This window comes from Cypionkella sp., assembly GCF_028290025.1.
Taxonomy (GTDB): domain Bacteria; phylum Pseudomonadota; class Alphaproteobacteria; order Rhodobacterales; family Rhodobacteraceae; genus Cypionkella.
This window is the reverse complement of sequence record NZ_JAQGKQ010000021.1, coordinates 14,263-29,295: the sequence shown is the minus strand read 5'-3', so window position 1 is coordinate 29,295 and position 15,033 is coordinate 14,263. Positions and strand designations below refer to the sequence as shown.

The window sequence follows — 15,033 nt, the reverse complement described above, 5'->3', positions numbered from 1 at the left end:
AGGTCCAACAGGGAGGTGCTGTGCCATAACCCCGACACAGCAAGGGGATCTTTCGGCAACTGAACTAGGTAACTTATTTCTGAATAACGTAATCTTCCAAGTGGTCAGTCTTGCCACCGATTGGTGACGAAACCCTTCGCCCCTAAGCGACTAATTTATAGCCGCCATTCTCAGTTACCAGCAGCCGTGCATTCGCCGGATCGGGCTCAATCTTCTGCCGCAACCGATAAATATGTGTCTCCAGAGTATGCGTCGTCACCCCGGCATTGTACCCCCAAACCTCGTGCAGCAGTACATCTCGTGCCACCACGCCTTGCTGGGCGCGATACAGATATTTGAGAATGTTGGTTTCCTTTTCAGTCAACCGGACCTTCTTATCCTTGGCATCAATCAGCATTTTCTGCGCTGGCTTGAACGTGTAAGGCCCCATCTGGAACACCGCATCTTCGGACTGTTCATGTGTGCGCAACTGCGCCCGAATCCGCGCCAACAGCACCGGAAACTTGAACGGCTTGATCACGTAGTCATTGGCACCCGAGTCTAGCCCCAAGATGGTGTCAGCGTCGGTGTCATGCCCTGTCAACATCATAATCGGGCATTTCACCCCGGATTTACGCATCCTGCGGCACAGCTCACGCCCATCCGTATCTGGCAAACCGACATCCAGGATCACCAAGTCAAACAGCCCCGCCTTGGCTTTCTCCATGCCCTCGGCCCCAGTGCGACCCTCAAACACGTCGAAATCTTCGGTCATCACCAGTTGTTCGCTCAGCGCCTCGCGCAGATCGTCGTCGTCATCGACCAGCAAAATCTTCCGCAACGTCGCCATATGGGCCTCCATCAGCCGAGCACACTGCTCTTGCCCAAACACATGCGCCCCACTATTGGTTCCGGCAAGATTTGCTACAATACTCTCACGCGCTCGTGTCGCTGGCTCGGGAAATGTTTCAATTCCTTACACCTTACCGTATGTAGGCGCGATGAGCCTGCGCCCCTCCACCCCCGAAATCCTTGCCCGCGCCCGCGCTGATCTGCGGCTGGGCCTTGCCATCGTGCTCACAGGTGGCGGCCAAGCCATGCTTTGCGCCGCGGTGGAGGAGCTGACCGCCCCCCGCCTCGCCGCTTTGCAGGCGGAGGGTGCGCCGGAATTGGTGTTGACAGCGAGGCGGGCCGAGACGCTGAAGGCTGTGCCCTATGACGGCGATCTTGCGCGTATTCGTGTGCCACCCGATGCCGATTTGCGTTGGCTGCGCGCTGTCGCTGACCCTGCCGACGATCTGAACGTGCCGATGAAAGGTCCGCTGGTGGCTTTGCGAGATGGCCCCGCCACCCTGCACCGTACCGCCATCGCGCTGGCGAAATCGGTGCAGCTGCTGCCCGCGATGCTGCTGGTTCCCGTGAAAGACGGCCTCGCCTTTGCCGCCCGCAACAACCTGACGCTGCTTGCCAACACTGATTGCACCGATCTTGAACGCCTTGCCCCGCTTGCGCCAGTGATCTCCGCCCGCCTGCCGATGGCCGCTGCCGAGGCGGGTCGTTTGCACATCTTTCGCCCCGACGATGGCAGCGCCGAGCATTACGCCATCGAAATCGGCCGGCCTGATCGCGCCAAACCTGTGCTGGCCCGCCTGCACTCTGCCTGCTTTACCGGAGACGTGTTGGGCTCGCTGAAATGCGATTGCGGCCCGCAACTTCATGCCGCCTTGGCGCGGATGGGTCACGAAGGCGCTGGCGTGCTGCTGTATCTGAACCAAGAGGGTCGCGGCATCGGTCTTGCCAACAAAATCCGCGCCTATTCACTGCAAGATCAAGGCTTTGACACCGTAGAGGCCAACCATCGCCTTGGGTTTGAGGATGACGAGCGCGATTTTCGCATCGGTGCGGAAATCCTGCAAAAGATGGGGTTTTCGCAGGTGCGCTTGCTGACCAACAACCCGAAAAAACTCGCCATGTTGCAATCCTGCGGCTTGATTGTGACCGAGCGCGTGCCGCTGCACGTCGGCCAAACCGCGCAGAACCGGGATTATCTCGCCACCAAAGCCGCCAAATCCGGGCATCTGGCATGAAACCAACCGATCTTATCGTCACCCCGATGGGCGTGCGTTTTTTGAACCGTCGCTTCCCCTGCACCTTAGGTCGCAGCGGCATTGTGGATGATAAACGCGAAGGCGATGGCGGCACGCCGATGGGTGCGCATCGCATTGTCGGGATGCTTTACCGGCCTGACCGCATAGCCCGCAGCGGCCTGCCCGATTGGGCGCGCCCGATCCGCCCCGGTGATCTGTGGTCCGACGATCCCAACGATTTCGACTATAACCAGATGGTCCGCGCGCCCTATCCACACAGCCACGAACGGCTGACCCGCGCTGACCGGCAGTATGATCTGGTGCTGATCACCGATTGGAACTGGGAAGACCCTGTTCCGGGTCTGGGCTCCGCCATTTTCATTCATACATGGCGCAGCCCAAGCCATGCTACGGCTGGCTGCATTGGGCTTGCGCGGAAAGATTTGTTGTGGATAGCCAAGCATTTGACGCCCGAAAGCCGTCTGATTGTGCGGTAGCTGCGTTGATCAGCCGTAACTCCGCGCGCCGAAAATAGCCGAGCCGACCCGGACATGCGTGGCCCCGGCGGCAATCGCGGCCTCAAAATCGCCGCTCATCCCCATCGACAACCCGCTAAGGCCGTTACGCGCGGCCATATCGGCGAGCGACGCAAAATGAGGCGACGAATCCTCGGCTTCGGGCGGAATACACATCAACCCATTCAGCGGCAAATCCATCGCGCGACAGTTGGTGATGAAAGCGTCCAATGCTTCGGGCAACACTCCGGCCTTTTGCGGCTCGCTTCCGGTGTTGACCTGCACGAACAATTGCGGACAAACCCCGCGCGCTTGCGCCAGTTTCGCCAGCTTTTCCGCCAAGGATGGCCGGTCTAGGGTGTGGATCGCGTCGAACAGCTCGACCGCCTGCTTCGCTTTGTTGGTTTGTAGCGGGCCGATCATATGCACCTGGACAGGATCAAGCGGGGTGTCAAACTCGGCACGAAAGCCCGGCCATTTCGCTGCCGCTTCCTGCACATAATTCTCACCGAACAGCCGATGACCAGCCAGCAGCACGTCACGCACCCGCGCATCCGGCTGCACTTTGCTGACCGCGATCAGTTTGGTCGAACCCGAAGGCCGCCCAGCCGAAACCTCTGCCGCGCGCACCCGCGCTAAAATCGCCTGCAATGCCATGGCATCCCCACGCTATTCTGCCCGCCTGCTTTGCATGGCACTTCGCCACAGGATGTTCCAAAAGAAAAGAGCGGGCACAAGGCCCGCTCTTTCCAAAGTGTTTTGATCGGTAAGATCAGAACGACATACGCACGCCGAGATCGCCGCGCATGTTGCCGTCGAAGCCCGACTCGATGGCACCAGCCAAGGTCGCGCCGCCGAGGTCGTAGGTAGCGCCGAGACCGTAAGCGGTGTCTGCACCATCAACGTCCAGGTCCGAAACGTATGCAGCCAAGCCGATACCATTGATGGTGTAGTTACCATACAAGGTGTAGCTCGAGCCGATTTCGCCACCGCCAACGGAGGAAGTGTCGCCGTTGTCGTTATAGTTCAAACCAACGGACGCGATGTCGCTGAATTTGTAAGCCACACCAACGAAGGTTTGGTCGTTGTCTTCGATGCCGAGGCCGTTTTTAACGTAAGCAGCGGCGACAGCGAATTGATCAGCTTGGTAGTCAGCAGCAATCGACATTTCGTCTTGGCCCGCTGGGCCGCTGTCGGTGTCGGACTGATCAGGTTGAATGAACGAAGCTTTCAGGTTTACACCCGAAACCGAGTAAGCAGCATAGATGCCAACGCGGTTGTTTTCACCGAAGCCGTATGGGCCGCTGTTAAACGAGTAGTAAGAACCCAGCGGGTCACCAAACGAACGTTCTTGGAAACCGATTTCTGGGTTGTACATCAGAGCAACCGAGTCGAAAGCGGTGTTAGCGTTACCGACTTCAACACGAACGCCGCTTGCTTCAACGTACAGCATTGCTGGGCTGAAAGCTGCGCCGCCATCGCCGTTACGGTCTTGGAAACGGATACGACCGCCGTAGGTGACGCCGTTGTCAGCTTCAAACTTTGCGTCAACGTTGATACGCAAACGGTAGTTCAGTTGAACTTCGTTCAATTCCGTAGCGCCGCCACGGTTTTCAGCATAGTCCAGACCGAAACGGCCGGTACCGCTCAGAGTAACTTCAGCCGAAGCTGCGCCAGCAAACAAAGCCAGCATGGTTGTGGAAAGAAGAATCTTTTTCATCGTGTTTCCTCGTTTTTCTCAATGACGCGACCATACTCAAGCAAGCCTGAAGCAGGTATGACGCTGTTTTCCTCTTCCACGGCTTCGATTGCAACGGCTGCCGCACCAATCCGGGCAATCACGGCAGCGGTGATGCACCCTTGCCACAGTCAGCTATCGACCTAGCCCACGGTTTTCGCATCAATCTTAGCGTCTGCGACGCCGTAAAGTCGCCTCGGGTGGGAAAAGCCTTGGCACGCCCGAAGCTGTCAGTATAAACAGCGACAGGTTGGAATGGGGAAACCGGATGATCTTGCGTCCTTTCGCACTTAAAGCGCTGAACTTCGGCTTGATGACCGCGCTTTTAACCTGGACTTCCGCCTGTGGGATGATGGGCAGCCGATCCTATGATCCCAACGTACAGGCGCAGCTGTCACGCGAAAACCGCGATGTTGCCAAGGGTCGTCAGACCGGCATCGGCGCGCTGTTCCGCAAATCCGACAATCCCAACACCACGGTTGAGGTGAACAAGTATCTCTGGAAGGCCAGCCTTGATGTGCTGAACTTCCTGCCCATCGAATCGGTGGACCCGTTCACCGGCGTTATCGTCACCGGCTACGGAACGCCTCCGGGTGGTGGTCGTTCGGTGCGCGCGACGATCTATGTGCAAGATCCGGCGCTTGATGCGCGCAGCCTGAAGATTGCGATGCAGGGCAGCGGTGGCAGCTCTGTCTCACCGGAAACCATCCGCGCGGTCGAAGACGCGATTATGACCCGGGCGCGTCAGCTGCGCATTCAGGACAGCGGGCTTTAAGCAGCCCTCCCGGTACATAGCTACGCAGGTATCTGCCTGCAGCCGAACCCGCAAAACGCGAAGTGAACTGCGCAATGCAACCTGTGCGTTAGAACGCTGCGGACTCATGTCCGCATGGCTCAACTATTGCAAATTAGTCAAATTTTCGGCATGATTGTGTCGGGAGACGGTTAAATTATTTTCTCATCGCAGAGTCCGTCTTCGATTGTGAAATGCCAGTGCTGCAACTTTCCGCGCTGCCAATTTAATTTATGGGTCAAACATGAAAGCAATCAAAACACTCACGGGTGCTGCCGCCCTGTTCTTAGCCTCCGCAATAGCGGCAAGTGCTACCGTTGTTGCCATCTTTGATGGCATCGCGAAAGGTCGCAACACCTTCAATCAAACCGTCGCCGCCGCAAACGGCGTGGTGAATGTCGACACATGGGCCAATCTGACCCCAGGTGTATCGATCGACCGTGGTGACTATAAGATCACGCGGAACAACGGAGGTTCGTTCTCTCCGGAGCTTTACGGCACCATGTCGGGCGAGGTTGTCAACATCAACCCTGCCGGCGGCGGAGCAAACCCGCGCACCGATCCGCTCGACTATTTCGCCAGCGGCGTAACCCTGACTTTCGCCAACGCTTTGAATTCTATAGGCTTCGAAGTAGGCGATTGGGCGACCTGCTGCAATGCTCCAACCACCGACCTTTTCATCTCGTTCGATAATGGCACACCTATCAATGTCGCTTCTGCGCTTAATCTGACCGAGGGGCTTTTCCCATCACAAGCCTCACCATTTAATATAGTAAACGAGATTTTCGTGGCTGCTTTTGACGATTCCGACTCGTTCAAGAAGGTATCTTTCTGGGGCAATGGCGTTGGCGAATTCTTGGTGTTCGGCGGCGAGGTACGTTATGCGCTGATCGAGGAAGGCACATTGCCTCCGTCCGAAGTGCCGCTGCCAGCAACAGCCGGGTTGATCTTGGCCGGTCTAAGCGCACTCGCTGCCACCAAACGGCGCAAACGCACTTAACCAGTCTGATCTGTAGCAAAGCTTAGGGGCCCCAAGGCACTGCTTTGGGGCCTGTCTTATGTCAGAGCAAAACCGAATCGGTCGCGATTTGCGCTAACTCTGGACCTTGCCCCCCTTGGCGGTGTAATTGCGCCAAGGAACTGACCAAGGGGCCAATAATGTCGCGCTACGAACCCAAAACCATCGAACCGAAATGGCAAGCGGCTTGGGACGTGGCCGAAACATTCAAGGCGCGGCGCGATCCCGCCCGCCCAAAGTATTATGTGCTAGAGATGTTCCCGTATCCGTCGGGTCGCATCCATATGGGCCATGTCCGCAACTACACGATGGGCGATGTGGTGGCGCGTTATAAAGCCGCGCAGGGGTTTTCCGTGCTGCATCCGATGGGTTGGGACGCCTTCGGGATGCCCGCCGAGAACGCCGCGATGGAACGGGGCGGCCATCCGAAAGAATGGACCTACGCCAACATCGCCGAGATGCGCAAGCAAATGAAACCGTTGGGCTTGTCGATTGACTGGAGCCGCGAATTTGCCACTTGCGACCCGGAGTATTACGGCCAGCAGCAGGCGATGTTCATCGACATGATGGCCAAGGGCTTGGTTTACCGCAAGAATGCGGTGGTGAACTGGGATCCGGTCGATATGACCGTGCTCGCCAATGAACAGGTGATCGACGGCAAGGGCTGGCGCTCGAACGCCGCCGTTGAACGCCGTGAGCTGACGCAATGGTTCTTCAAGATCAGCGATTATTCGGCAGAACTGCTGTCAGCTTTGGACGGCTTGAAGGATTGGCCCGAAAAAGTCCGCCTGATGCAAGCCAACTGGATCGGCCAATCGCGCGGGCTGCAATTCGCGTTTACAACGACGGGCGCGCCCGAGGGTTTTGACCGGCTGGAAGTCTACACCACCCGCCCGGATACCCTGCTTGGCGCGTCGTTTGCGGCGATCTCGCCCGATCACCCCTTGGCAAAACATCTCGAACGCCACGACTCGGCAGTTGAGGCTTTCGTCGCCGACTGTCGCAAAGGTGGCACCACGGCAGAGGCAATGGAGACCGCCGAGAAGATCGGCATGGATACTGGCATCCGCGTGCTGCATCCGTTCGATAATTCTATAGAACTCCCGGTCTATATCGCCAACTTCATCCTGATGGATTACGGCGCCGGCGCGATTTTCGGCTGCCCGGCGCATGACGCCCGTGACTTTGAGTTTGCCACCAAATACGGCCTGCCGATCCCAACGGTTTTCATCCCCGAGGGCGCAGAAGAAGTGACGCTTGACGAAGCCTACGTCCCGATGAAATCCGAGCGTGTGCAGTATATCCGTGGTTTCGCGGGCAACGATCTGCAAACCGGAGAAGACGCCATCGCCGCCGCAATCGCCGCCTGCGAGGCCCAAGGCGTTGGCCGAGGCGTCACCAATTACCGCCTGCGCGATTGGGGTATCTCCCGTCAACGCTATTGGGGCTGCCCGATCCCGGTGATCCATTGTGCAACCTGCGGCGTGGTGGCCGAGAAGAAAGAGAACCTCCCCGTCCGCCTGCCCGATGACGTGACCTTCGACATCCCCGGCAACCCGCTCGACCGTCACCCGACATGGCGCAACTGCACCTGCCCGAATTGCGGAGCCGACGCCCGCCGCGAAACCGACACGATGGATACGTTCGTCGATAGCAGCTGGTATTACGCCCGCTTCACCGCGCCCCATGCGACAACGCCCACCATCGCCGAAGATGCAGATTACTGGATGAACGTCGATCAATACATCGGCGGCATCGAACATGCGATTCTCCACCTGCTCTATTCCCGCTTCTTCGCCCGCGCCATGCACGCCACCGGCCATCTGCCCGCCAAAGCGATCGAGCCGTTTAACGCCCTGTTCACCCAAGGCATGGTGACGCATGAGATCTACAAAACCACCGACGCCGCAGGCCGTCCGATCTATCACCTGCCTGAAGATGTGACGAGTTTCAGCCTCGCCGACCGCCGCGTCACCGTGCTGGGCGATGTGCCGCCGCCCGATCCGGATATGATTGCGGATATTGACGCATGGCTTCAGGCCCTTAACGACGAAGGCGCATTGGTCGAGGTAATCCCCTCCGCCAAAATGTCGAAATCGAAGAAAAACGTCGTCGATCCGATGAACATCATCGAAGCTTTCGGCGCGGATACCGCTCGTTGGTTCGTGATGTCCGACTCGCCGCCAGAGCGTGATGTAGAATGGACAGCCTCGGGTGCCGATGCTACTTTCAAACACCTGTCCCGCGTCTGGGCTTTGTGTTCGCGCATCGGTGACATGCCCGCCGACCATCAGGGCGTAGGCGACCAAGACATCGCCAAAGCCACCGCGAAGGCCGTCGAGGAAGTCACCCGCAGCATCGAAACCTTCGCCTTCAACAAGGCCATCGCGGCACTGTATGGCCTGACCAACACCCTCGCCAAAGCCAACGGCTCGACGCTCGCGATGAAACAAGCCATCCGCACTTTGGCACAACTGATGTGTCCAATGACCCCCCACATCGCCGAATCAATCTGGACCTTCCAAGGCGGCGCGGGCCTTTGCGCCACCGCGCCATGGCCGAAAGCCGACCCAGCCCTGCTGGTGGACGATACCGTCACCCTGCCGATCCAGATCAACGGCAAACGCCGCGCGGAAATCTCTGTGCCGAAAGACATGCCCGCTTCCGAGGTTGAAAAGATCGCGCTTGCGGATGAAGCTGTGGTCAAGTTCCTTGCAGGTGCACCTGTGAAGAAAATCATTGTCGTGCCGGGGCGCATCATCAATGTCGTCGTCTAGAGTGGCGTTACGTTGAAGTCGCCTGCGAACCCGATCACGGTTGTAATGAAATCGCTGTTTCGGGTTCACACCGCGACTTCACAATCCAAAAGGTGATTTTGAATGACTGCAACCCGCCTTAGCCGTCGCCTGTTCCTGCTGACACCGCTGGCCCTCGCGGCCTGCGGCTTCACACCCGCCTATGGCCCCGGCGGCCCGGCGCAAAACATCCAAACCAGCATCCGCGTGGCTGACCCCTCCGACAAGAACGCCTTCGATCTGGTCGAGCGTCTGGAAGAACGCTTGGGCCGCCCCAACGCCGAGCGATTCGATCTGACTTACAGCATCAAAACCACCGCGACCGGAGTTGGCATCACCCCCGACAACGCCATCACCCGCTACAATCTGAACGGCACAATCGACTGGGCATTGCTGAACCGAGCCACCAATGCCCGCGTGACCGGCGGCCAAGTCCACAGCTTCACCTCCTACTCCGCCACTGGTTCCACCGTCGCGGGCCTCGCTGCCCAAGAAGACGCCGCCCGCCGCCTGATGCGCATCCTCGCCGACCAGATCACCGCCCGCTTGTTGGCAACCTCTGGCACTTGGAACAAATGAAACTCGCCGGCATCGAAGCCTCCCGTTATTGCGCCAAACCCGACCCCAAACGCGCCGGGCTGTTGATTTTCGGTGCCGATACCATGCGGGTGGCGCTGAAACGCCAAGAGGCCGTCGCCGCGTTGATCGGTCCGCAAGGCGAGGCTGAAATGCGGCTGACCCGTATCCAGGCGGGCGACTTACGCAAATCCCCCAGCCTGCTCACCGATGCCACCCGTGAAGCCGGCTTCTTCCCCGGCCCCCGCGTGGCGTTTCTCGAAGACGCCACCGATGGCCTGACAGCAAGCATCGCCGCCACCCTGCAAGACTGGCGCGCAGGTGATGCGCAGATCGTGGTCACGGCGGGCAATCTCACCGGCAAATCCACGCTGAAAACGCTTTTCGAAAAGCATCTGAACGCCGTCAGCATCGGCCTTTACGACGAGCCGCCTTCCCGCGAAGAAATCGAATCCGAACTCGCCAAGGCTGGCCTGAAAAACTTCGCCCCCGCCGCAATGGCCGACCTCGCCACCCTTGCCCGCGCCCTCGACCCCGGCGATTTCCGCCAAACCTTGGAAAAGATCGCGCTCTACAAATTCAACGACCCGACCCCGCTGACCCCCGAAGAAATCCACGCCCTCGCCCCCGCCACGATAGAGGCCGAGGTGGATGATCTGATTGCCGCCGCCGCTGATCAAAAACCCAACCTGATCGGCCCGCTGCTGCGTCGCCTTGAAGGTCAAGGCATCCTGCCCGTCACCCTCTGCATTGGAGCACTCCGACACTTCCGCAGCCTGCACATCATGGCATCCGACCCCGGCGGCATCGGTGCCGGCATCATGAAAGCCCGCATCTTCGGCCCCCGCCGCGACGCGATGCAGCGCCAAGCCTCCACTTGGGGCATGTTCCGCCTGGAAGCCGCGCTGAACCTGCTGGTCGAAACCGACCTCACCCTCCGCTCCACCTCCCGCGCCCCCGCGATGGCCGTGATGGAACGCGCGCTCATCCGGCTCGCCATGATGAAACGCGGCTAACCCCTTAAAACTTATCTAAAATTGTCATCCTCTCTGCTCAAATATCCCACGGGGGTCTGGGGGTGTGAAACCCCCAGTTCCACCTCAACCCCACGCCCAACCTTGACCTCGCCAGCCCCACCTGCTTCAACCCTAATGAAACCACAGCAGGCACCCATGCCCAAACCGCTTTCTCCCATCGAAACCTTCCTCGCCCCGCTGACCAAACTCGGCCTCAAACACCCCGCCGTGGAGGCAGAGGTGATCTGGGCCAATGGCCAAGAATGGGAACCGCAATCGGGCACCGATGCCCTGCTCGAAGCCGAGGAAATCTCGTTCTACGCTGAAGGTTTGCTGCTGGAAGGCTTCCAGATGCACTACCAAATCTTAGCGGACACAGATGCCCCAAAAGACCCCGCGCATGTCCGGCTGTTCTTCTGGCAAACCGAACAGCTAACCTTGCCACCCCCCGAACTCGGCCTCACTTTGATCGCAAGCGCCACATGGCCCAGCTGATCACAGCCCTGAAACACCTCCTGCACGGCCTCGGCCCCTCGATGCCCGCGCCAATGCCGACCGAAGCTTTGCGCGCCGCCACCGGAGCTGCCTTTGGCCTGACACTCACCGCCGCAATCCTTTGGCTATTGAACCCGACCGCCAGCCTAATGGCGCATCCCGCGCTGATCGCCCCATTCGGAGCCTCGGCTTTCTTGATTTTCGCGGTGCCAAACAGCCCGATGGCGCAGCCGTGGTCGGCGGTGATCGGCAACACCGCCTCTGCCCTCGCCGCCATCCTTATCTTGCACACGAGCCTGCCCCAACTGCCGACGGCTGCCCTTGCGGTCATGCTGGCCGTCCTCGCCATGGCCGCCCTGCGTGCCATGCACCCACCGGGCGGAGCCGTCGCCCTCGCAACCGTGCTTTCCGCCCATCCCGACTCCCTCCCCGGTCTGCACTACCTCCTGCTCCCAGTCGCGAGCGGCAGCATCGCCCTCATTGCCCTCGGCATCGCTTGGGCACATGCCACGGGCCGCCGCTACCCTTTCCGCCTCACCGCCGAGCCGCCGCAACATGGCACCAAAGACCCCGCGCCTGACCGCCGCTTCATTCCATCGCCTGAAGTCCTCGCGGCCACCCTGACCCGCCTGCGTCTTGGCTCCAACCTTGGCGTCGAAGACCTCGCCCGGCTGATTGAAACTGCCGAGACCGAAGCCAACGCCCGCAATCTTGGCCCCGCCAGCGCAGCACAGATGATGTCTCGCGACCTGATCCAGGTCGCCCCCGAAACACCCCTGCCCGACCTCGCCGAAAACTTTCGCAGCCATCGCTTTAAGACCCTGCCGATTCGCAACTCAGATGGCAGCTTCGGCGGCCTCGTCTCGCAAGCAGCCCTCGTGGGTCGCGCTGACCCGAGCCTCACCGCTCAGATGCTCGCCGACCCTGACACGCGCTTCGCCACGCCCGCCACACCCCTCGCAGAACTGATCACGCTGCTTGCCGATGGCAGCCAGCAAGCCGTTCCGATCCTGGACGGCCGCACGCTCGTCGGGTTGATCACCCGCTCTGATATGATCGCCCTGCTGTCGGGCCACATGCCCGCCTGAACCCTACGGAGACTCCGATGCCCCATGTTTACGATACATTACACCAAGCCTGCGCCGCCCTTGGCACCCGCCTGTTCACCGTCACCGTGCAAGACATCAAACACGACGTTGCCCGCCGCGCCTACACCTCGCATCCGCTGGAATATCCAGTGTCCGGCACCAAGCCGCTGACCCGCGACGGCTGGTATGACTACTGCATCACAGGCCAGCAAACCTTCGTGGCCAACACCACGCCCGAGTTTGCCAAGTATTTCTTTGACCACGCTCTTATCACCTCACTGGGTCTTGGCTCCTGCGTCAACATCCCGCTGGTGGAAGATGGCGAAGTGCTCGGCACCGTCAATCTACTGGCAGAAGAACACCATTTCACCCCGCAAAAACTCGCAGCTTACGAAGCACTCGTGCGCCAACACCACGCCGCCCTCGCAGCCGAACTCGCCAAAGGCTAACGCTTCCGGTCATCCTCTCTGCACAAATATCCTGGGGGTCCGGGGGCTAGCCCCCGGTCAACCCGTCATACCGCACCCCCCACTTTATCGTTTGATCAAAAAACCACCCCGTCCAAGCGATTTTTTGTTGCGAAACAGCCGCACGCCGTTACCCTGATGACATGACCGGGAACCCGGCTTGCGCCAATCCACAGGGAGCTTTCAATGACCAAAACCAACAAAGCGGCGACCGCTGCCGCACTTATTGCCAGCCTCGCCACCGCAATCACCCCGGCTTTTGCACAAATGACCGAGGTTGGTGCCTCCGAAGGCCAAGTCAATATCGTCGCGTGGCCGGGCTATATCGAGCGCGGCGAAACCGACAAAGCCTATGACTGGGTGACGAAATTTGAGACCGAGTCCGGCTGTAAGGTCAACGTCAAGACCGCCAACACTTCGGATGAAATGGTCGCGCTGATGAATGAAGGCGGCTTCGATCTGGTGACGGCTTCGGGCGACGCCTCGCTGCGGCTGGTTGCTGGTAAGCGCGTGCAGGCTATCAACACTGCGCTGATCCCGTCTTGGTCGAAGGTCGATCCACGTCTGCAAGATGCCAAATGGTTCACCGTTGATGGCGTGCATTACGGCGTGCCCTACCTCTGGGGGCCGAACGTGCTGATGTATAACACCGAGGTGTTCAAAGAAGCGCCGAAGTCGTGGAACGTGGTGTTTGAGAAGATGGACCTGCCCGATGGCAAGACCAACGAAGGCCGGGTGCAGGCTTACGACGGCCCGATCCACATCGCCGACGCCGCGCAATACCTGATGTTCCACAAGCCCGAGCTGAAAATCACCTCGCCTTACGAGTTGAACGAAGATCAATACAAAGCGGCGCTCGACCTGCTGCGCACCCAGCGCACTCTGGTCAGCCGCTACTGGCACGACGCCTATATCCAGATGGATGACTTCAAGAATGAGGGCGTTGTGGCCTCCGGTTCGTGGCCGTTCCAAGTTGGCATGTTGCAGGCCGAGAAATTGCCAATCGCCTCGACCATCCCACAAGAAGGCGCAACTGGCTGGGCCGACACGTCGATGCTGGCGACCGATGCTGCCAACCCGAACTGCGCCTATAAATGGATGGAGCATACGCTGAACTCCAACCTGCAATCCGATCTGTCGGTTTGGTTCGGCGGTAACCCAGTTGTGCCCGCCGCCTGCACCGATAAATCGGGAATGCAGACGGCAGAGGGCTGCACCGCCAACGGTCTGGATGATTTCGACAAGATCAAGTTCTGGACCACCCCCACCGCAAACTGCGCCCAAGGTGAAGCCGCCTGCGTGCCGTATTACCGTTGGGTCTCGGACTACATCGGCGTGATCGGCGGTCGCTGAACCAAGCTTAGGGTGCGTGGCATCACGCACCCAACTTATGCCCAAACCGGCGCGGCTTTTATATCGCGCCACCCTCACCGCTTCCGCGGATAAAGGCCCTAACTCTATGCCCGCAGCCGTAGAATTTCGCAGCGTGTCGCGCCATTTCGGCCCCACGACAGCCCCCATCAAAGCCGTCGATGGCGTCGATCTGACCATAGCCGAGGGCGCATTCTTCGCCATGCTCGGCCCGTCCGGTTCTGGCAAAACCACCTGCCTGCGGCTGATCTCCGGCTTCGAATCCCCCACCGCTGGCGAGATTTGCATCTTCGGCGAGAACGTCTCCAACACCCCGCCCCACCTGCGCAACGTCAACACGGTGTTCCAAGACTACGCCTTGTTTCCCCATATGAACGTCCGCGACAACGTCGCCTACGGGTTGATGGTCAAAGGCATGGCCCGCGCCCAGCGCTATGCCAAAGCCGAGGAAATGCTGGCCCTCGTCCACCTCGACGCCTACGGCAGCCGCAAACCCGGCCAACTGTCTGGCGGCCAACGCCAACGCGTCGCCCTCGCCCGCGCTTTGGTGAATGAGCCGAAAGTGCTGCTGCTGGATGAACCCCTCGGCGCGCTCGACCTAAAACTGCGGGAAGCCATGCAGGACGAGCTGAAATCACTGCAAAAACGCCTTGGCATCACCTTCGTTTTCGTCACCCACGACCAACACGAAGCCCTCTCAATGGCCGATAGCCTCGCCGTGTTCAACGAAGGCAAAATCGCCCAAATCGGCACCCCCGCTGAGATCTACGCCCAACCGAAAACCCGCTTCGTCGCCGATTTCGTAGGCTCCTCCAACGTCCTGCCCCCCGCCCTCACCCAATCACTCGGCGGCCCCGCCAAATGGTCGAGCCTGCGCCCCGAAACCCTGCACCTAGACCCCGCCGGCCCCCTGCAAGGCACCGTCACATCCTTGCGCTACCTAGGCTCGGGCCACCGCATTGCCATCACCACCCAAGGCCAAGACATCGCCGCCATCCTGCCCACAGGCACCGAACTCCCCGAACCCGGCCAACAAATCCGCCTCAGCTTCCCCGCCAACGCCCTGCACATCATGGACCAAGCCTGATGCGCCCC

The 15,033-nt window shown here is 59.7% G+C and carries 15 protein-coding genes; 12 read left to right on the top strand and 3 right to left on the bottom strand.

All coding sequences use genetic code 11. The annotated features are described in order from the left end of the window. Positions 1-142 precede the first annotated feature (142 nt). The gene (locus JWS10_RS02785) at positions 143-829 is read right to left on the bottom strand and encodes a response regulator transcription factor (protein WP_299479100.1); all 687 of its coding nucleotides are present in this window, start codon (positions 827-829) and stop codon (positions 143-145) included. Positions 830-980: 151 nt separating this feature from the next. Here JWS10_RS02785 and ribA point away from each other — a divergent pair, with 151 nt between their 5' ends. Together ribA and JWS10_RS02775 are read left to right on the top strand one after the other, a co-directional pair. Next, positions 981-2,066, top strand: a complete 1,086-nt coding sequence (gene ribA, locus JWS10_RS02780) for a GTP cyclohydrolase II (RefSeq protein ID WP_299479103.1) — start codon at positions 981-983, stop codon at positions 2,064-2,066. Beyond that, entirely contained in the window at positions 2,063-2,563 is a 501-nt protein-coding gene (locus JWS10_RS02775) for a L,D-transpeptidase family protein (RefSeq protein WP_299504534.1), read from the top strand. The genes ribA and JWS10_RS02775 overlap by 4 nt, the downstream gene beginning before the upstream one ends. Before the next feature lie 9 nt (positions 2,564-2,572). Here the strand turns inward: JWS10_RS02775 and JWS10_RS02770 are convergent, their stop codons facing one another. Then, positions 2,573-3,238: a YggS family pyridoxal phosphate-dependent enzyme gene (locus tag JWS10_RS02770; RefSeq protein WP_299504532.1), complete on the bottom strand. Its 666-nt coding sequence runs from the start codon at positions 3,236-3,238 to the stop codon at positions 2,573-2,575. 115 nt (positions 3,239-3,353) lie between these two features. Continuing rightward, positions 3,354-4,301: a porin gene (locus JWS10_RS02765; protein ID WP_299504530.1), complete on the bottom strand. Its 948-nt coding sequence runs from the start codon at positions 4,299-4,301 to the stop codon at positions 3,354-3,356. A gap of 286 nt (positions 4,302-4,587) precedes the next feature. Between JWS10_RS02765 and JWS10_RS02760 the strand changes: the two genes are divergently transcribed. The 10 genes from JWS10_RS02760 (at position 4,588) to JWS10_RS02715 (ending at position 15,025) form a co-directional block, all read left to right on the top strand. Beyond that, positions 4,588-5,094, top strand: a complete 507-nt coding sequence (locus JWS10_RS02760; RefSeq protein ID WP_299504528.1) for a DUF3576 domain-containing protein — start codon at positions 4,588-4,590, stop codon at positions 5,092-5,094. A 262-nt stretch (positions 5,095-5,356) separates the two neighbouring features. Next, positions 5,357-6,112, top strand: coding sequence for a VPLPA-CTERM sorting domain-containing protein (locus JWS10_RS02755; protein WP_299504526.1), 756 nt, complete (start codon positions 5,357-5,359; stop codon positions 6,110-6,112). 158 nt (positions 6,113-6,270) lie between these two features. Further along, positions 6,271-8,907 carry a leucine--tRNA ligase gene (gene leuS / locus JWS10_RS02750; protein WP_299504524.1) on the top strand — a complete coding sequence of 879 codons (2,637 nt, stop codon included), beginning with the start codon at positions 6,271-6,273 and terminating at the stop codon, positions 8,905-8,907. Between the two features lie 102 nt (positions 8,908-9,009). Then, entirely contained in the window at positions 9,010-9,504 is a 495-nt protein-coding gene (gene lptE, locus JWS10_RS02745; RefSeq protein WP_299480733.1) for an LPS assembly lipoprotein LptE, read from the top strand. Then, complete coding sequence (gene holA, locus JWS10_RS02740) at positions 9,501-10,517, top strand: DNA polymerase III subunit delta (RefSeq protein WP_299504523.1); 1,017 nt, start codon at positions 9,501-9,503, stop codon at positions 10,515-10,517. Before lptE ends, holA begins: the two co-directional genes overlap by 4 nt. A 156-nt stretch (positions 10,518-10,673) precedes the next feature. Beyond that, positions 10,674-11,012 (top strand): hypothetical protein, encoded by a 339-nt coding sequence (locus JWS10_RS02735; RefSeq protein WP_299504522.1) that lies wholly within the window; start codon positions 10,674-10,676, stop codon positions 11,010-11,012. Next, entirely contained in the window at positions 11,000-12,100 is a 1,101-nt protein-coding gene (locus JWS10_RS02730; RefSeq protein WP_299504521.1) for an HPP family protein, read from the top strand. Before JWS10_RS02735 ends, JWS10_RS02730 begins: the two co-directional genes overlap by 13 nt. 17 nt (positions 12,101-12,117) lie before the next feature. Continuing rightward, positions 12,118-12,549, top strand: a complete 432-nt coding sequence (locus tag JWS10_RS02725; protein ID WP_299504520.1) for a GAF domain-containing protein — start codon at positions 12,118-12,120, stop codon at positions 12,547-12,549. A gap of 204 nt (positions 12,550-12,753) precedes the next feature. Then, on the top strand, positions 12,754-13,920 hold the full coding sequence (locus tag JWS10_RS02720) for an ABC transporter substrate-binding protein (protein ID WP_299504519.1): 1,167 nt from the start codon (positions 12,754-12,756) through the stop codon (positions 13,918-13,920). Positions 13,921-14,026: 106 nt separating this feature from the next. Further along, the gene (locus JWS10_RS02715; protein WP_299504518.1) at positions 14,027-15,025 is read left to right on the top strand and encodes an ABC transporter ATP-binding protein; all 999 of its coding nucleotides are present in this window, start codon (positions 14,027-14,029) and stop codon (positions 15,023-15,025) included. The last annotated feature ends 8 nt before the right edge of the window (positions 15,026-15,033 follow it).